Here is a 20395-nt window from a genome sequence, read left to right on the forward strand (position 1 = left end):
AAACATTTATGCTTTAAATACTAATCAAGTGGGTCAAATGTGCCACCAGCCCATCCAATTGTTGGAAGGATTTTATTACCAAAACTCACAAAATCATTATGGAAGGTGTAGAAGTAATGAAATTCAGGTACGTTATATGGTAAATACGTAGTGTTTGTTATCACAACATTTTTAAAATACTTTGTATAAGTTGCTTTATCGTTAATGTTTAAAGTTTCTCTGAATAATGTTGTACCTCCAGGAACCGTTGGATCTTCTAATACTTTTTTGTCCTTTTGGTCCGATCCTGATGGAGGATTCACTAACTGAACTTCCAATTTTGACATATTCCCGGTTAACAAGTGCATGGTGCGGGATCTTCTTAAATCTGAATTACGTTTATTTTCAAAAGCGAATTCAATTTGTCTCTCGTTAAGAAGTAAGTTCCGCAATTGTGGCGTGCTTCCTGCCAACGCAAGTCCGTAATCTGAATCACCGGCAACTACTCCGGCTCTTTGACGGATTTGTCTGACTAAATCTTTTGCACCTGCGATATTTCCTGTTTCATTCATACAATCGGCATAATTCAACATTACCTCTGCAAATCGAAGTTCAATCCAATCCATACCACTTCCACCGCCAACGGAACTACTGTAAGCAGAAGCACTTGCTGTTAAAGAAGGCGTAGAAAAACGCTTTACATATACAGCAACTCCACTGCTTTCTCCAACGGCCAGGTTGTAAGTCCACTGTTTTCTATTCGTGTTTCCACTCAATGGATATGCGGATCCGTTTGTGGCAAAAGTAGCTTCAAATCTCGGGTCTCTATTTTGCCAGAACATGGTTGCATCATATGGAAAAGCCGTAGATGTATTTAATGGTTTTCCATCTTTCATTGGATAAGCATCCAACATTTTTGTGGTAGGCATAAAGTAAGTATTTGGAAAGCCAGTACTCCCACCTTCAGATGTTGGCCTTACACGCTGTTCAGTTCCATTCCCTCTATTTGGCACCGTACTAGAATAGGTTCTTACCAGAATGGCTTCAGTATTGTTTGTACCTTCTACACGAAAAATATCCAAATAATTCGGCATTAATTTTTTACCTGCCGAAACACACATATCATAAGCTTCTTTATTAGCAGTTAAAGCATCAGCCCATCTCGAAACTTGGTAAGGATGTTTTGCATCGTTGGTAGGGTTAAACTGAGGGCTAGCCCAATACAATAATACTTTTGCTTTTAAACACGTAGCTATCAATTTAGTAATTTTACCTCTTCCGTCGAGATCATTTGGTGCAAAACCTTCTAATAGGATAATTGCATTATTTAGATCACTTAACATTGCTGCGAAACACTCTTTAGCAGGCCTTCTACCTTCATCGTAAATACTATCACCACCTTGTGGCGTCAATGGAAGTGGAACACCGCCATAAACTTTAACCAATTCGAAATAGGTTATCGCTCTTAACGCATAGTATTGTCCAAGCAGTTCATTCTTTTTTTGGGTAAGCATTGTACTGCTAGGAAGATTGGCAATAGCATCATTACATCTGGCAATATCCCAGTATTTATTTTGGCCCGGATTACCGCTGTAATTGTTACCGGAATACCTAACATCATTATTTCCTAATATCCCTTGTAGTCCAAGTGCAGCTTTTGCGTTTGCATCACCATCTGGAAAATAATTTTCATCACTTGCATAGTGAACACCGTAACGGTCAGGAGTTAACTGCAATGGGAATTGATACATGGCTACATCGTACACTCTGTTAAGGTGTAGCTGTACAGAACCCTCATTATCCCAAATGGCCTGATCTATACCGCCGGTATCTGGTAATAAGAAAAACTCATCTTTATTTACACAAGCGGGCAAAAGTGCAGCCAAAGTTAAAATAGCTACTGCTTTTTTTATATTGTTTTTTATTTGATTAATCATTGCTCAAAAAATTATAAGTTAACACTTAAACCTAAGGATATGGTTCTCAACATTGGATAATCCCATGCACTTGAAGTGTACGGATCTTTATAAGGTAGCGGGTTTACAATGGTCCAAAGATTATTTCCTGTTAGTAAAATGCGGGCCCCACCAATTCCTAATTTATTTGCAAAAGCAGTAGGTGCTTTATAACTTAAAGTCATGGTATTGATACGGATCATAGTTCCATCAACAGCCCAGAAATCAGAGTTTATTCCTAATGATGGATCATCAAATCTTGGATATTTACCATTCATTGGATTTTCTAGTGTCCAGCGATCTGTCCAGATATCCAGCGTATTTCTTGTTTTTGAAGGAGCTGTTCTCGCTCTGCTATCGTAGAAAATTTTACCACCAAATCGTGCATTGATATTCGTGTTTAAACTGAAGTTTTTATACGTTAAATTTAACGAGATACCAGAAGAAAAAAATGCATTGGTGTTGTTATACAAAGGCGCCAAATCGCTATCAGAGATTACTCCATCAGCATTGGTGTCTTCATAATACAACCACCCCGCTTGTGGAATTTTATCGTAAATCCTGTAGTTAGGATATTTCGCCATCCAGGCATCAACTTCACCCTGAGTTCTGAACATGCCCAGGTTAGTTAGACCATAATTGCTGGTATTGTACTTACGTGGATCGGTACCGAACAATTGTAAGTTGGGAAATGTATTATTAATTAAGTTTCCTGGTGTATAAAGAATTCTGTCTGTAACTGAGTTACCATAAGAGAAGTTCATACTCGCACTAAGATTCCAATTTGTTGCAAGCTTCGCTTTGTACCCAATACTGAACTCAGAACCCCAGTTATAAAGCTGTCTGTAGTTTAATACGGGTGCCTGAGTACCAAAATATTGTGGATATTGATTATTTGCACCCAATTCGAAACCATCGTAAGTATAGTTTTGGAATGCCTCAATACTAATATCTAGCTTGTTGTTAAACATCGAAGTTTCTAAACCCACGTTGATCGTTCGTTTCTTTTCCCAGGTAATATCAGGATTTGCCAGACGTGAACGGTTTAAACTGTTTGAATTGGCATTTCCAAAGATATATCCATTGGTTACATCAATCTGGAATCTATCTTGCCATAAACGAACCCCAACCCTGTCATCACCAGTAGTACCAACATTTGCTTTTATTTTTAAGAAATTGATGAAGCTGAGTGCATTGCTATTTTTAAAGAAATTCTCCTGACTTACTACCCATCCAATTCCAACATTTGGCGATACACCCCAACGATTCCCTAAAGCGAAGTTAGACGATGCGTCGATACGGGCAATACCTTCAATTAAGTACTTTTTATCAAAATCATAACTAAAACGAGCAAAACCAGAACGTTTAGAAACTGCCGTTCTGTCTAAATTTGATGCTACTAAAGTGTTGATGTCATAAGCCCAAAACTGGTCTACACCGGGAATGAGTTGATTTGTATAACGAACAGTTGAATTTTGTGTGTTACCCTCGCTTTGCTCGGCACCAGCTAAAACACTAAAAGTGTGTTTTCCAATAGTTTTATTGTATTGAAGCGTTAGAAAAAATTGATAACTATTGTTATCCGCTAAGCCAGGTGTTATAGTAGAATTTGCTGCACTTGTTGGCTGAAAAGTGGCTGCTGTAGCAGTTGGTAATTGATTGGTAAATAATTCTTGGTTATTCCCTCTTTTCACAAAGTTGTACAAGGTGTATGGCGCTACATATTGCGTGTTTTTTGATGACCCACTTGATTGCGAAACTTGCCCTTTAATTACAAGTCCTTTCAAAAAGGTTGGCTCATAAGTTAATGAGGCATTGATACGGTATGATTTATTTGAACCGTTATTATAATAGCCTGATTCAGAAACTGCTAGTGGATTAACACTGCTATTATTGAAATTGTAGTTTACATATTTACCGTCAATACTAATTGGTACCCATCTTGGAATTGTGATAAGTCTTTCAAAAAAGGGTGCATCATTATCTTGCGAATTATGATGAAGTTCTTTTGTACCATAATCAACATTAAAGTTTACATCAGCTTTTAATCCGTTCGCTACAGTTGCTACTACACCACTTCTGAATGAATATTTATTAAATTTCATTCCTGCATAGTTTCCATTTTCGCCCTGGTAACTTCCTCCTGCGAAAAAGGTAATTTTATCACTCCCACCAGAAATACCGATATTATGTCTTTGTGTGGTAGCCGCTTGCCAAACTTCGTCGTACCAGCTTTTATAATCCAACGTTTTGATATATTCCAAATCTTCAGGAGCAAAGTATTCCGATGCAGCAGCACCTTGAGAACGGAATGTATCATTTAATAATAATGCATGATCATATCCAGATAACATCTTTGGCACCTTAATCGCATCAGAAATACCCAGATAACCATTGTAAGTGATGCTGGGTTTACCTATTCTTCCTTTTTTTGTAGTTACCAGAATAACACCTTTAGCACCAGCAGCACCATAAATTGCAGCAGAAGCATCTTTTAAGAATGTTAAATTTTCAATCATAGAAGCATCGATATTATCGAAAGCTTCTCTGGTAACCGTGATATTATCTACAACATAAAGTGGCTCATCTGTGGTACCGGCCGCCGCAGTGGTAGTAGTAGAGTTTCTAATATTTAAAGTAATTGCCGAACCTGGTCTACCCGAAGCCTGACTTACGCCAACACCAGCAATTCTATTCCTCAATGCACCTGCTAAATTAGGCGCAGGAACATCTTGAATTTCAGCGCCAGTAATCGTTGCTACAGCACCAAGGATTTCTGACTTTTTCTTGGTTCCGTAACCGATAACAACAACTGCATCTTCATCTAAACTCTGACTGTCTTCGACAAAGCTTACGGTTAAATTTGTTTTCCCTGCCAGTGGAATGATTTGTCTAACATACCCAACATAAGAAAAAACCAATGCATCAGTTGCAGGATCTGCTATCAATGCAAATTCTCCTTTATCGTTGGTACTTACATTATTGGTTTTGCCGCGTATCCCAACAGTAACACCAGGAACGGGCTGCCCATCTTTTTTGTCGACCACTTTACCGGTAATCTGCTTTTGTTGGGCAAAAACAGCGGTATATGTGATTAGCATGAGCACTAAAACCCATGAGGTTTTTCGTAAAAATTTTGAGTTCATATTCGTTATTTGGTTAGTTTTTTACTAATACAACTAATCTGACATCAATCAGGCCTTGTGCTTGATCAATTTCATTTAGCATACAAGCTGTAATGGCAATTGCCTTATACAGTTTATTCAATAGTGTTTCCGGTTAAGGATGGGTTTGTTTGTTTTTTTGCTTTTTACAGCTTGCTAGTTAGGCAAAAGAAATAGATCGCGTTATTTAAAATTATCTGTCTAACACTAAATGTCTTTGTGATGGCCCATATTTCTGTTTTTGGATTAAATAATTATTGGTTAGAAAGTATATTTATCTTTAAATTAATGAAGTAAAACCCATTGTTTAAGCTAAATGGCTCCGGTTACTATACAATTTTATCAGCATAAAATAACCTTCTCGTTATAAACTATTTAGTGATTTTATTCACAATACAATATAAGTATAAATTCATATATAAATGAAATATTCTTGAATAAAAAATATAAAAAATAATGGAGCGTTTAAATACGCTCCATCAGCCATGCTAGTTTGTTTGCGCTTTTGCTTTTCTACGCTTCTCCCACTCTATTCCCTCTTTCTTTAAATCGTATCCGGCAGCTGATAAGTAATTATTTATTCTACCTTTATATTTTCCAAACCAGGCATGCTTTTTATCTGACGATTCTGCATCCATAGCATGTTCACGTGCTTCGGTAAGCCAAACTAAAATTTGTTTTTTCTGCTCATCCGTCAATGTTAAAATCTCTTCCTGGTAGGCTTTATAAGTAATTGGCAATACACTATAGGTCATGCCATTTTTAACCAGGTCAACCTGTTCATTGGTTAATTGCGCAGAAAGTTTGCTGATGTATTTTTTATGCAGTTTAGCTAATGATGTTTCTACTACACGGCTATCTTTAGCAAGGGCCGAATCGCGTTCTACTTCATTATCTTTGTTTTTTTCTTTAATTGTTTTAACACGAATGTCGCGTGCGGCATAGATGTCGTTTAAATTGCTATATTGATCTCTGATGATTACCGTCACTTTTTCGGTTTTCTTCGCATCTGTAATTCCAAGATTGGCAACAATTTTAGCCGAACGCTCGGTAATCATTTTCACATAGGCTTCTTTATCGTTCACAGGATTGTTCTGAGCAAAAATTGCTGTAATGCTCGAGAAGGTTAACAATAAGGCTAAAATTGATGATTTCATGTCTTTATATTTAAATTGTATTTATTTTTTTCAGGTTCACATCTCCGCAAAAATGCACTTTTAAGCCAAGTTCATCCATTGCAGCTGCTTTAATGCGGCAAGCTTCGTGCGCGCCGGCTTCATAATTGGTATAAACCACCTGAATATGGTTGGCTTTATGTCTGGCCATCAACTGATCGCGGCTCACGCCTTTTAAAATGGCATGCATAATTGGCCATTCGGGTGTTGTTCCGTCCCAACGTCTTTTGGTTTCGGCCTCAGGCAAAGCTACTACTTCTCCAACGCCCAAATCGCAATGTAACTCGTTATCCATTACATAAACACGGCTCCAAACAATGAAACCTGGTTTACTAATGCCTTTTAATGATCCACCACCTAAACGGAAATACATAGCTGGCTGCCTATCGCTGCTTGCCCCGGCATAACCATCAATAAAATGTGCAGGTGGTGCTGCTCCTGAGATTAAAAACAGCCAAACAAAACCGTCTACATCATCATTTTTATAATATTCACCCCAACGGATGTCGTGAAGGGTGTTTTCTCCGGTCATTCCTAATTCTTTCCAAAGATTGTAGGTTACCAAGGCATCTAAGCCGGCACATTCGTCTACTTCGTTAAAATGTGGTAAAGCACGTTTTGGGTAAAGTTCTTTACCATCTACAGAAAATACCGGCGGACGGTCTTCGTTATTTAATAAACCCTCCACTAAATCGCTGGCCACAGTTAAATCTTTCAATCCTTGCTGATACTGGATTCCAATCGTATCGCAGCTAAAATTATCAGCAATCCTCAGGGCGGCGATATACATTTTACATTGTTCGAGGGTTTGGTTTTTAGTTAATTGTGTCTCCTCTTCAGTTCCCCAGTTAAAGGTCATTCCTTTTTGCAAAAGCCAATCTAAAACAGCCTCTGCTTCACCATTGGTAACCTGCAGCATACCTGCATATAATGCCGATTGACTTAGACGCTCTTTAAAGAAACCGGTTTTGTGCAGCAGTTCGTCGGGAATGATAGCATTGTACATACCCATGCAGCCTTCGTCAAACACGCCCATGATCACTTTTCGCTCTTTTAAGCTCTTGGCAAAAGCCCTTCCTTTCTTGTCGTCGCTTAGTGGGATCTTACTTAAGGCAAAACTTTTTACATGACTTTGATCGTAACTGACCTTGCCGGTTGTGAGCCATTCTTGCAGGCCACCGGTAAAAAAATCATCCGTAAAATTTTCACTCCATAAAGTACTATACGGAATTGCCGCTTTGGTTAAGCAACCGTTCAGATTTAACATGCCTACCAAACCAGGCCATTGTCCGCTCCAGTTGGCTACGGTTAGTATCGGGCCACGATGTGTGGTAAGCCCTGCAAGTACATGATGTGAGTATTGCCAAACACTTTCTGCTACAATTATAGGTTGGTTGGGATCAATATTTCTAAAGATATCCATGCCCATTCTTTGCGAATCGATAAAGCCATGTTTTTTTGTTGAATTGTATGAATGGGCACGTTTAACTTTCCAGCCAAATTGTTCGATGGCTAAAGTTAATTTTCGCTCCATTTCGACTTGAGCAGCCCAGCAATTTTGATTTGCTGAAAGCCGTAGATCGCCACTTGAAACCAGTAGAATTTCTCCTTGTTTACCTTGTCTCATAATTTATTAATGAACAAATAATTTATATAAAAATAATTTGTCAGCTTATATTTTGGTTACGCCTATATGGCTATATACAAAACTCAACAATGAAAAACACTATTTTCTGATAGTTTTTATCAAATTAATATAGGATGTTATCATTAAACTCGTTAACTTTAGACCGCTGTGGTACAATTTGTAGAATATTGTAATACAGCCCTAACCAAATATTTATTAGTTACATGAAACCTCATTTTCATAAAGTTCCAATTACCTTACAAAGTTCCTTTAGTATCCGTCATGATATCAAACCCGATTTTGGGAATATCTGGCATTATCATCCTGAGCTAGAATTGCATTATGTAATCAAAGGAGAAGGCGTTCGTTTTATCGGTGATAACATCAGTAATTTTGTGCCAGATGAGATGGTGCTTTTAGGCGAAAATCTGCCGCATACCTGGCGTTGTAAAGATGAATACTTTCAAAACAATCCAGATCTTACAACCGAAGCCATGGTGATTCATTTCTTGCCCGATTGTTTGGGGAAATACATGCTTACTTTACCTGAAGCTTACCTGATTCCGAAATTATTCGAAAAAGCAAAAAGCGGAATGGTAATTAAAGGGAAAGCTAAAGATAAACTGGTTGATTTAATGCGGGCTGCAGTTGATGCAACCAATTTAGACCGGATCATTATCCTCTTATCTATCCTTAAGACGTTGGCCGAGACGGATGAATTTTCGACAATTGTAACGAGTAAAAATACATTCTATCAAAGCAATGAGTCTGAAACACTCCGTATCAATAAAATATGTAATTATACCCTGAGTAATTATAAAAAGGATATTACATTAGAAGAAGTGGCTTCTTTAAGTAACTTAAGTGTAACTTCTTTCTGCAGGTATTTTAAACTGATGACGAAGAAGACCTTTTATGATTTCCTGATCGAAATTAGGGTGAGTCATGCCTGCCGTTTTTTAATTGAAAACAAGCTACCAACCGAAATGATCTGTTTTGATTGCGGTTTTAATAATGTATCTAATTTCTACAGGCACTTTAAAAAGGTTACGGGGATGACGCCTTTGGACTATAAAAGGAAGTATTTGAATTAACTTTTTATAGAAATTGTTATTTCGGTTATAACGAAGCAGCATGGAGAGATCTAGAAAGCTAACAGCTTTAAGCGAGAACAATAAAGGAAAACTATAAGTTGCGTATTGATTTGGGCGTTACCCAATCCCGTGAAATACGGGAACGGGTCGGGCTTTTCAGGGCTCCGCTTTGCTCCGGTACCGATGAAGGATCGGTACTTGCACCCTTACAATCCCTAACGCGGAATTATGACATATGTGCTAGTCTTTTTTTTTGCCTTTGTTATCCCAGTTTGATACTGCGAAAATCTTTGCCGGTTAAACCTGATATAGCGAAAAAGCCCACAGCGAGGTACGAGCGAGGACTTGCAGCGGTAGCAGGACTTCCGTAACCGAAACGTACCAACCCCTGCTTTCCAAATAATCCAGACATAAAAACTGCAAACCGAAAATTGAAACTGCCAACTGATTTGGGCGTTACCCAATCCCGTGAAATACTGGAAAGGGTCGGGCTCAGGGCTGCGCTTCGCTCCGGTACCGATGAAAATCGGCACTGAACCCTTACTATCCCTAACGCAAACCGATCAGGTCTGGCAAAATAGATCCTGAAACAAGTTCAGGATGACGACCGAGTCTATATAAAAACCTTAATATTCAGATTGTTGCGTAGCGCAGTATAATCATCGAACAAAGTTTCTACTTCTTTAACTACGCTTGGCGTAAACGAGCCAACATTTCTGCGGGTAAAAGTCGAGATATTAAGCCCGCGCTTTTGCAGGAAATATTTCGACACCACTGGATAAACATTATGCATTACGTCCATGTTATCGATTAAAAACTGTTGTACCACCTGTACTTCATCTTTAAAAGCTTCATCATTATAATGATCGCAAAGCCAAACAATCAATTCAGGGAAATAATTACCTTGAATACACGATAAGCCCGAAGCTCCAGCTTTTAATGATTCTACCGCATGCACGATATAGGCATCGTACAATCCAAAAGCCCTGCCTTCGGTCAGTTTCAGTTTTTCTTTAATCTGACCAAGATCCAGGCAGGTATCTTTATGGTAAATCACTCTTCCGGTTGACACAAAATCGGCCAGTTGAGTAGGTTTTAATACCCTTTTATAAGGCACCGGACATTCATAAAATCCCAATGGAATTTTATCTGTTTGATCGATCAGATCGAAAACACGATCATTAAAAACCTCGTCCGATTCACTTTCATCGGCCAACAAGCTTGTAATGGCAATTACGGCCTCCACTCCTGCATCGCTCACCTCTTTTACAAAATCGGCCTGTTCGGAAATCACGCCACCAAAAGTTCCGGTGGCTACCACTGGCACGGCGCCATTAACAACTTTAATCACATGTTTTATGGCCTGAATTCGTTCTTTACCATTCAATTCAAACATTTCGCTCGATAGACAATTGGCAAATAAACCTGATGATCCGGCCTGTAAATAAATCTCGGTAAGCTGTGTAAGGGCTGGGTAATCGATGTTCCCATTGCTTAAAAAAGGCGTGAGCATTACCGGGATGAACCCTTTTTGTGAGTTTTCCATTATATTCTGATATGGTAAATTGTTCTATTTAATTGCCTGATAAAACCAGAATGGTTTTTAATGGGCTGTTTTAGTTTTTCTATTTTTAATTTTCGTCAGGAAAAGCCCTGCTAAAAAAATGGTTAAAGTGCCGATCACGATAATCATATTTTTATGTAAAGGATTTCTAAAAACTTCATATTCTGGAGGAAGAAGTGAAGAAAATGTCATCCATATAATTACGGCAATGCCGATTATTGTTGCTGTTATGGCTTCATGGTTTTTAGTTTGCCTACTGATGATACCCAAAAGGAACAGCCCCAACATTCCTGCTGCAAAAATACCCGATAACTCCCACCATACATCTAAAATACTTTTTACACCGATCATGGCAATGCCAGCAATCATACCCAATAAACCAAAGCCAACTGTGGCCAAGTGTAACAGTGATAAATTCTGTTTCTCGGTTACATCAGGTTTAAAATATCTTTTATAAATATCGACCGAAAACACCGTTGCCGAGGCATTCATTCCTGAACTTATGGTACTCATGGCTGCCGATAAGATGGCAGAAACAATCAATCCCACCAAACCGATCGGAATTTTAGTCACCATAAAATGAGGCATAATTTTATCGCCATAATCTGCTGGCGCCAATGCATTCTGTACCTTCAACACCTCTGCTGCCGAAGCATGTAAAGGCAAACGCTCAATAGCTACCTGGTGTTTTATCGACTGCACCAATTCTGGATTAATTTCATAATAGGCATACAAGCAAGATCCTATAATAAAAAAGAGCAATGATGCCGGGATATATAACCACACACACAACCAGATCGATTTCGAAGCTGCTTTGCTAGAGGATGCCGTATGGTAACGCTGAATGTAGTTTTGGTCCATCCCAAAGTTGTTCAGGTTGATGAAAAATCCGTAGAGCAGTACCACCCAAAACGATGATCCTATAAAATCGAGCTTAAAACTACCTAAGCTAAACTTATTGGCCGATTTCCCGATCTCTACAATCTTTGAAACTCCCCCTGGCATATTCGAAATGATTAAATACAGAATAAGCAAGGCGCCAAAAGTCTTCACTACAGCTTGTACCACTTCTGTCCATATTACTGCTTCAATTCCTCCTAAAACAGTATAAACAATGATACAAATGCCCATTACGATCATGATCATCTGCATAGAATAGCCCGTGAGTGCTTGTAAGCTCAAGGCAATTCCAAAAAATATCGATCCCATTCTGGCCAATTGTGTCAACAAGAAACACACCACTGCATAAACCCTCGCCCAGGCACCAAAACGTTTTTCTAAGTGCGTATAGGCCGATATTTCGCCGGTATTCCGATAAAAGGGTACAAAATATTTTGAAGCGATCCAAGCGGCCAAGGGCATTGAAATGCTGAATACAAATGCGTTCCAATTGCTTCCAAAGGCTTTTCCGGGTACGCCTAAAAAGGTATTACTGCTTAAAAATGTTGCATAAATAGATAAACCTATCGCCCATCCGGGAATCAGGCCCGAAGCTTTTGTAAATTGTTCGGAATTTTTATTTTTCCTCGAAAAATAAACCCCAACTAATATCATTCCAAAAAGATAAATGAAGATTATTGCAAGATCGACGACAGGAAGTCCTTTCATTATCTGTTGGCTCGTTTATTAATTTGGTTAAAACAAATATGCATGTCTAAATATCAACATTAATATAAGATTTTGGCCACATATTGTACCATCTTATCTTATTGAACATCTAAAGCATCAACTGCCAGTCCTTTGGTTTCTGTAGCAATCAATTTGAGTTGATAAGTCCCTGCATTAATCATGCTCCCCGTGTTGGTGCTGAGGTAGTTCCATTTACCAGCTTTAGTTGGTGCAAATTCAAGCACTTCGGTTTTCATCAATGTACCATCTGCCGATAAAAACTCCAGTTTCCCTTTCAAAAGCTGTTCTGATGGGTTATGGTATTTGATGGTTAATGAATAGGTATCGGCAACACCAACTGTCAGTTGCCAGGTTAAACTCCCCTGGTTAGCTGCGTTGAAAATTACACGCTGTTTATCCATCAAAATTGCTTTCACAACCTCCCTGCCTTCTAAAACACCATCAGTAGCTTTATATGTAATGGTGGTTTTTAAATCGTAAGCGGGCTGTAAATGGGTAACAGGTAATACAAAAACGGTGGCTATTCTACCGTCAAAAATTATGCGCTCATTCGGAATGAGTCTTTTCCGATAAAGATTAAATATTTCATCCTTACTATTGGTTAATGAGGTTTTGGTGTCTTCGAATCCCTGAGGCACACTACTATTGATATTCAGTGCTACAAACGTATCTACAGTATCAGTTGCGGTAAATTCGATACTTTCCTGTCCGCGTGTTGCCTTTAACCACTCGGCACCGTATAAATTCGAAGGCAGATCAGTAAAAGTTGAATTTTCACCTTTAAACTGTTTTTCTCCAATATCCAACCAATCGCATGGTGTTGCATTTTTAATTTTGCTCAGGAGTGCTTTACTTGATGGTGCAGCTTGGATGTTTTGATTTAGACCTGAAATTGCAATGGCCGAAATTACAGCCTGTGCAACTTTTACTTCTGGGAAATTGATATCCAAAAAGCCACCTTTAACAGTCGTTTTAATCGTTTTCTTTAGCAAAGTGTTACTTCCTGCTTCCTTCCAGATATCTAAATCTTTAATAACCGTTTTACCATTAAATGCAACATCAAATAAACGCATGGCTTTGGCATCAAAACCTCCGCCCATACCCAACCAAGGTTCTATAAAATAAAGTTCAACCAGGTATTCTCCATCTGGCAAAGGAAAATGATATTTTAACCGATCTCTGCCATATCTAAAAGTTTGAAAAAGCTTCCAATCTTTAGTCCCGTCTATAGGTTGAAAAGTACGGCGCTGACTAGCAAAAAATGTTGGAACACCGGTAAAATCCGCGGTCCAAGAGGTTGAGCCAAAGTTATCAGGAGCACTTAAATTTCGATCGGCTGACCATTGATTGCCATTGGTATCAATATAATCTCCACCGCCACAATTTATACGATATACATATTTATATCCCTGTACCGGAACGGTTAATTTTTTATCATTTATTAAAGCATTAAAATTTGGACTTTGGGGTAAATTCTGTAGCACAATTTTATCTTTGGCAACTGCTTTTCCATGTACATAACCCACGGCATACAATACATTATACCGGATATCAGGCTTGTTCCATTGGAAATGTGTGCCGATTGTACCACGTTTTCTTCTACCTAAAGATTTGCCGTTTACATCATTAAAAAGTTCTACTTCATCGCAGTTAGAATAAACCACTATACTGTCTTTTATACCCGGTTTGTTCCAGCGGTTAGGCCAGGTATGCGAAACAATATACACCATAGGTTCAGTTTGTTTTGGTGCATAATTTGCCCTGAACATATAAAATACATCAGTAGGTTCTTCCCAAGGTGTAAACATACCTTTGTAATTTACCGGGCCTACCCGATCCAGATCTCTCAATCCTTCTCCGCCTTGCACCCTGCCAGGGTTATCGTGTGAGCTGTACAACCAGAAAAAATGACCCGCGGTTTTATCTTTTACCGATTCGGCTAAACGCACCTTGGTTTCAATTAAATCCGTCATTTTGTTCTCTGTGTACCCTTTTCCATTGGCGTCAGGCATGTGAAGATCAATTGTTCTCCAGGCACCGTATTCGCCAACCAAAACCTGCCTTTGAAGATCTTCTCCATAAGTTAGCGGATTACCACCATAGGTGCCAGTCCAGTTTTGGGGAACATCCCAATCCGTTCCTTTTCCACCATTACAAGTGGTTACTTTTCTTTGTGATGAAGCTGTCGGATCGAGTTTTCTAATCAGCTCTGTACATTCTTTTGCGAAATCTTCTGGCAAAGTGCTCTCGTTTTCCAAACCCCATAAAACAACTGCCGGACTGTTTCTGCGCTCTTTTACCCAGTCTGTTAAAAGTGATTTAAAGTTCTTTCTGAATTCGGGTGTATCATACCAGATATGAGCAGCCATTTGGGTCCAGCATAAAATCCCTTCTTTATCCCAATAATCAGAATACAATAAATGATGCGGCTGGTGTGCATCGCGGAAAGCATTAAAACCAGCAGCTTTAATTTGCCTAACTCTCGAACTGATCTGCTCATTACTAAAAGCATGACTCTGCCCGATTAAATGTTCATATTCTGCAATCCCGTTAATAAAAATGGGTTTTCCATTTAATAAAAACTGTTTATGATCCACCTGATCGCCGATCCGATAGGTATCGGATGGCCAACTGACCCATCTGATTCCATAAGGGGTTTTCAGCTCATCTACAACTTTTCCGTTCTCCATTATCATAGTTTGTAAAGTATAGAGATATGGGGTTTCTAATGACCAAAGTTTAGGGTGAATAATTTTGTCGGTCTGCTGATCGATCTGGATTTCTTTACCACCAGGAACAGTTATTGTTTTCTTTAATTCTTTAACCTGCTTTCCTCTTTGATCAAGCAATCTATTAATTATGGAAATATTCTTAGGCTTTAAACTATAATTTTTAACTGTGGTATTCAGATTCAAAATTGCAGCCTTTTCTGAGATTTTATTATCGTTCCAAATGTGCACACCAAAAGGCTCCACTCGAATATCGTTTGTTACGATTAAATGAACCGGACGGAAAATCCCCATCGGTTGTGAACCTTCTGAAAAACCACGTTCTGTAGAACAGCCTCCATCAACCCAGGGCAAATCCTGAATATTTGCCGGATGGTCTGCCCTTACAGCGAGCACATTTTCCTGGTTATTTAATTTGATGGCTGAAGTGACATCCAAAGTAAAAGTTGTTCTGCCACCGGCATGATAGCCTACTTTTTTTTCGTTTAGCCAAATGGTTGCATAAGAACCAACACCTTCAAAATACAGGAAGAATCGTTTCCCATGCTTAATTTCATTGGTTCTAAACGTTTTACGGTACCAGGCGAAACCATGTTTATTGCCATGAAGTTTCCGTTGATAGCCTTCGTACTGGTCCCAGTTGTGCGGAACATTTACTTTTTTCCAGTTTAAGGTTTTGTAGCTGGCTAACTGAAAACCATCAAAAGTATTGTTGTTTTTTTCATCGGCAATACTGAGCCAATTGGAATTTAATAAAATGTCTTTCCTAGTTTGGCTTTGTGCATAAAGGTAATTGGCTCCATATAAATTGATGAAGCATAACAGCAAGAAAAACAACCGTTTAAATTGAATTCTATTTGGTTCGTGCGGGCTCAAACCAAGGCACCTAGCCAAGGTACGTGTCCCCACGTACCTCTTCGGGAAATTTCGCGGGGATGTGTTCAGGCAAATCTGGCGTGTGTTAATCCAGGCTAAGACTGACGAAATCTTCTCCCTCTCAGTCCTTTTAGATTTCGTAAGTTGATTCATCTCGCTTTCAAATCTCCATTCAACTTATAACTTTCACCAGCTTTAGTTTCGAACGTTGCGTTGTTGTTTTTGTAGCGGATTTTACAGTTTCCTCCTGTTTTTGATTTTATGGTAAGTGAGGTTAGTATACCTTTATCCCAAGTTAAATCCAGTTCGAAACCTCCTCGGGCCAGAAGCCCTTTAATTTCTCCGTTTGGAATTGCCGTTGGTAATGCGGGTAAAATATCCAGATAGCCCTGGTGACTTTGCACAACCATTTCTGCGATTCCGGCTGCACCACCAAAGTTTCCATCTATCTGGAAAGGCGGATGTGCATCAAAAAGGTTTACATAAGAACCTGCGCCATTATTGGCTGGCTTCATTAACATTTTAACGAGTTTCATGGCATGGTCGCCATCTTTAAACCTTGCCCAGAAATTGATCTTCCAGGCCAAACTCCAACCTGTAGCGTCATCTCCACGATATAATAACGACTGTTTTGCCGCCTGCATCATTTTCTCGTTACTATCCCAAGTGATGTCATTTCCAGGATAAACGCCCCACAAATGAGAAACATGGCGGTGTTTACTTGCGGTATCATCTACATCGGTTAACCACTCTTGTAACTGTCCGTATTTACCAATCTGGTTTGGTGCTAGCTGTTTCACTTTCTCTGTTAGCGATTTTCTAAATTCGGCATCTGTATTAAGCGTTTCGGCTGCTGTTATACAATTTGTGAAAAGTGATCTGATAATCTGGTGGTCCATTGTTGGACCAGCCACTAAACCTCCATTTTCCGGCGAATTAGAAGGTGTACTAATTAACCAACCTGTTTTCGGATCTTTCACTAAAAAATCTTCATAAAATAAAGCAGCTTGTTTCATTAAAGGATAGGCTTCACTTTCCAGAAACTTACGGTCTTTACTAAATTGATAATGCTCCCATAAATGATCACTTAACCAACCACCTCCACTTACCCAAATACCATGATTGGAAGCATTAATTGGTGCTGTACCGTTCCACAAATCAGTATTGTGGTGTAAAACCCAACCATTGGCATTATAATATGCTTTTGCCGTTTCGGCTCCGGTTTTCGCCAGTCCTTTGATTTTGTTGAAAAGCGGCTCGTTTAGGGCTGATAAATTAAGGATTTCAGTTGGCCAGTAGTTCATTTCCAGGTTAATATTGGTGGTATACTTGCTTCCCCATGGTGGTGTAAGCAGATCATTCCAAATCCCTTGAAGATTGGCTGGCTGAGTACCAGGCCTGGAGCTAGAAATCAACAAATATCTTCCATACTGCATATATAAGGCTGCAAAAGCAGGATCGTTTGCAGTTGCAAATTTTGCTAGTCTTTCATCTGTAGGAAGGTTTTCATTATCCGATCGGCCAAAATCGACACTAAAAGTGTTGTAATAGCTTTGATATTCTTTAATGTGCTTCTGTTTGATTTCGGTGTAAGGTTTACCTTTTAAACTATTGAGTGCTTTAACATTGGCAGCTGCAGGATTCCCAGAAACATCCTGCGCATTGATAAAATTGGTTCCGCCCGTCAAGTAAAGTGTTACTTCATCTGCCTGATTGATACTAATTTTGTCATTAACCACCTTCACAGATCCATTTTTGATTAAAGCCGTTAATCGACTTTCTCCCTTAATCGCACCATCTTTTACCTGAACAGATAAAGCAATCACATTATTCCCTAAAGCTTTTACGGATGATTTTCGGTGAGCGCTTGAAAGTTCAGCATCGAAACTGATGGATGCTTTTTTATCCGCCGTTAAATGGATTACAATGACTTGGTTTGGCTGACTTGCAAAATACTCACGCTGATAATTTACACCGTTTAGCGTATAAGTTGTTTTTGCAACGGCTGTGCTGATGTCTAAAGACCGTTTATAATTCGTAACAATCGATTTGGTCTGCTTGAAATACAAATTCAAATCACCAAAAGGCTGATAACTGCCCTGGTATTGTGGAACGGCAGGTGGATCTTCATCCTGAATTTTATATTTCCACTCTTTATGTAAGGAGATGCCCTGCTCTATACTGCTTCCAATAGGATAAATGCCAATTTTTTTTGAAGTATCTTTATAGCCAGCCAATCCGCCTTTATCGAAGTAGTTGAGTACCTGAATGGCAATTACATTTTTACCCTTTTTAATCAGCTTTGCAGGAATAGTATATTTTCTTGGCTCCGTATTATCGGTATTACCAACCAATTCACCGTTTATATAAGTAAAATCCTGATCACGAATGCGATTAAGATCGAGTACAAGATCTTTTCCAGCCCAGTTTTCGGGCACATCAAAAGTGGTTCTGAACCAAACGGCGCCATCCAGATTGGCCAATCCTACCGTTTCCCAACCTTCATAGGCAGGTACTTTTATGGTTTTCCAAAGCTGATCACCAAAATTTGCCAAAGCAGGATTGCCCTGAATGCCTTTTCCGGCTTTCATTTCATTTACCCAAATTTTTCTGTCGCCTGATGTACTTTGCAAGCCCATAAAATGTTCTTGTGCTAAAGCTTCTGCTGCTGCCTGTTTTCCTTCAAAAAGTAATTTCCTGATCTCAGGCAGATATTGGTAAGCTCCTTTCCGGTTATAATCCCTTGGTTTACCTGTCCAAACGGTTTCCTCGTTAAATTGGATATGATCTACAGCCGCTCCGGAGAAAATCATGGCGCCCAATCTACCGTTTCCGATTGGCAAGGCATCTGTCCACTTTTCTGCAACCTTATTGTACCATAAAGTATGGTTATTTTCTTGTGCAAAGCTGCCAAAATGAGCCGTCAATATTAAAAATGATGTGCTTAATAAAAGTTTAAACCTCATATTATTGTCCTTTATCGCCTGAAATAATTTCGATGTTACTGCTTACTTCTTTTTCTTTTTTAACAGCCTCTTTCACTCGTCTAAAATTATTATTTCCTAAGAATATATTTTTAGTCTCGGCCCCATTTAATTTCAAATAAGTAACCGTTTCTTTCGTTGGGAAAGCATTGTACAGGAACAGATCAGATACATTGGTGATATCAATTACAGCCGAATTGGCATGAGGTTTATTACTTTTTAAACCATCAACAATTAAACTATTCACCTTTAATGCCTTTATCGATGCACCTAATTCGGTGTTCACGGTTACGTTATGAAACTCAATATTACTGGAATTTTGAATAGAAAACCCAGTTTTGGCGTCCATATTAATATCATTGAAGGTAATATTATCGATAGGCATTTCTTCTAAACCATTTAAATAACCTGCCTGGTTAACCTGACCGGTGATATTGCTGAAATGGATATTCCTAAAAATCGGTGTACGTTCGGAAACGGGTTCTCCATTTGTTTTTGCGTATTGCATATCGAGTACAATCGCCTGATCTTTAATGTTTTTCATGATGATGTTACTCACCCTAATTTCTTCAACCACACCACCCCTGCCACGGGCTGTTTTAATGCGGATCCCCCTATCTGTTCCCTCGAAGACACAGTTCGAGATGGCTATTTTACGTACATCGCCCGACATTTCACTGCCGATAACTACTCCACCATGACCTGATAACATGGTACAATTGGTAATCACATAATTTTCTGCAGGAACAGCCATTTTTCGTCCAGGCGCATCTTTGCCCGATTTGATGGTAATACAGTCATCGCCCACACTGATGTGGCAATCTGAAATGTGCACATTTTTACAAGATTCAGGATTAATGCCATCTGTATTTGGCGAATGAGGATTGTTGATGGTAACGGCATGAACCTTAACGTTTTCGCAAAATTCTGGATTGATTGTCCAAAAAGGCGAATTGCGGATGGTTATCCCATCTATCAGCACATTTTTACAGAACATCGGTTGTATAAACGGCGGACGAAGAAAACCGCGTTTCATCTGCTTAGGATCATCTGGCAAAATAATATCCTTGTTTAAACCATCAAATGTGGTTTGCCATTTCGATCGCGGTTGCCCTTCCTTATAACCTTCTACAAAATCCCACCATTTTTTGCCATGTCCATCGATAATTCCCCTACCAATAATCGAGATATTCTCGGCTTTATAGGCATAAAACAAAGGCGAAAAACTGGTTACATCAACTCCTTCGTAGCGGCTTTTCACCATGGGTAAATAATCGTCAAAGTTATCGCTGAAATGCAATTCGGCACCGGCATCAATCAATAAAGTAATGTTACTTTTTAAATGAATCGAGCCAGTTAGGTATTTTCCCGCAGGAAAATAAACGGTTCCGCCACCCGCTTTTGACGCCGCTTCTATCGCATTTTTAATTGCTGTTGTAGCCAGTTTACTGCTGTCGTTTTTTGCGCCATATTTAACTACGTTGTAATAAGACTGGGCTTTTGCAGTTAAGACTATGCCAAAAGCAAGGATAAAAATTAAAGCTTTAATAATATTGATGGAATGTTTCATTTGGTTATATTTTATTGTCAAGCCTTGGTTAGTGTCTTCACGAAACAAG

10 protein-coding genes are annotated in these 20395 nt (G+C 39.0%); 1 reads left to right on the top strand and 9 read right to left on the bottom strand.

Translation table 11 applies throughout. The features are described from left to right. Nucleotides 1–20 precede the first annotated feature (20 nt). From J7E57_RS08605 to J7E57_RS08620, 4 genes are all read right to left on the bottom strand, one after another. Nucleotides 21–1916, bottom strand: coding sequence for a RagB/SusD family nutrient uptake outer membrane protein (locus J7E57_RS08605; RefSeq protein WP_215127056.1), 1896 nt, complete (start codon nucleotides 1914–1916; stop codon nucleotides 21–23). Between the two features lie 11 nt (nucleotides 1917–1927). Continuing rightward, nucleotides 1928–5080 (bottom strand): SusC/RagA family TonB-linked outer membrane protein, encoded by a 3153-nt coding sequence (locus J7E57_RS08610; RefSeq protein ID WP_215127058.1) that lies wholly within the window; start codon nucleotides 5078–5080, stop codon nucleotides 1928–1930. Between the two features lie 506 nt (nucleotides 5081–5586). Next, on the bottom strand, nucleotides 5587–6255 hold the full coding sequence (locus J7E57_RS08615) for a DUF3826 domain-containing protein (protein WP_215127060.1): 669 nt from the start codon (nucleotides 6253–6255) through the stop codon (nucleotides 5587–5589). Between the two features lie 10 nt (nucleotides 6256–6265). Then, nucleotides 6266–7900, bottom strand: coding sequence for a fucose isomerase (locus J7E57_RS08620; RefSeq protein ID WP_215127062.1), 1635 nt, complete (start codon nucleotides 7898–7900; stop codon nucleotides 6266–6268). Nucleotides 7901–8124: 224 nt separating this feature from the next. Between J7E57_RS08620 and J7E57_RS08625 the strand changes: the two genes are divergently transcribed. Next, a complete protein-coding gene (locus tag J7E57_RS08625) occupies nucleotides 8125–8994 on the top strand; it encodes an AraC family transcriptional regulator (RefSeq protein WP_057935132.1) in 870 nt (289 codons plus the stop codon). Between the two features lie 613 nt (nucleotides 8995–9607). On the opposite strand, the gene J7E57_RS08630 is transcribed toward J7E57_RS08625, so the two are convergent. The 5 genes from J7E57_RS08630 to J7E57_RS08650 all read right to left on the bottom strand — a co-directional run bounded on the left by J7E57_RS08630 (nucleotide 9608) and on the right by J7E57_RS08650 (nucleotide 20346). Beyond that, nucleotides 9608–10540: a dihydrodipicolinate synthase family protein gene (locus tag J7E57_RS08630; protein WP_215127064.1), complete on the bottom strand. Its 933-nt coding sequence runs from the start codon at nucleotides 10538–10540 to the stop codon at nucleotides 9608–9610. 57 nt (nucleotides 10541–10597) lie between these two features. Continuing rightward, nucleotides 10598–12112, bottom strand: coding sequence for a sodium:solute symporter (locus tag J7E57_RS08635; protein ID WP_251029861.1), 1515 nt, complete (start codon nucleotides 12110–12112; stop codon nucleotides 10598–10600). A 152-nt stretch (nucleotides 12113–12264) separates the two neighbouring features. After that, a complete protein-coding gene (locus tag J7E57_RS08640; RefSeq protein ID WP_251029862.1) occupies nucleotides 12265–15744 on the bottom strand; it encodes a malectin domain-containing carbohydrate-binding protein in 3480 nt (1159 codons plus the stop codon). A gap of 197 nt (nucleotides 15745–15941) precedes the next feature. After that, the gene (locus tag J7E57_RS08645) at nucleotides 15942–18758 is read right to left on the bottom strand and encodes a glycosyl hydrolase family 95 catalytic domain-containing protein (protein WP_215127070.1); all 2817 of its coding nucleotides are present in this window, start codon (nucleotides 18756–18758) and stop codon (nucleotides 15942–15944) included. A gap of 1 nt (nucleotide 18759) precedes the next feature. Further along, on the bottom strand, nucleotides 18760–20346 hold the full coding sequence (locus J7E57_RS08650; RefSeq protein ID WP_215127072.1) for a glycoside hydrolase family 28 protein: 1587 nt from the start codon (nucleotides 20344–20346) through the stop codon (nucleotides 18760–18762). Between the last annotated feature and the right edge of the window lie 49 nt (nucleotides 20347–20395).

Origin of the sequence: Pedobacter sp. ISL-64 (genome assembly GCF_018613605.1) — a bacterium.
Classification (GTDB): domain Bacteria; phylum Bacteroidota; class Bacteroidia; order Sphingobacteriales; family Sphingobacteriaceae; genus Pedobacter.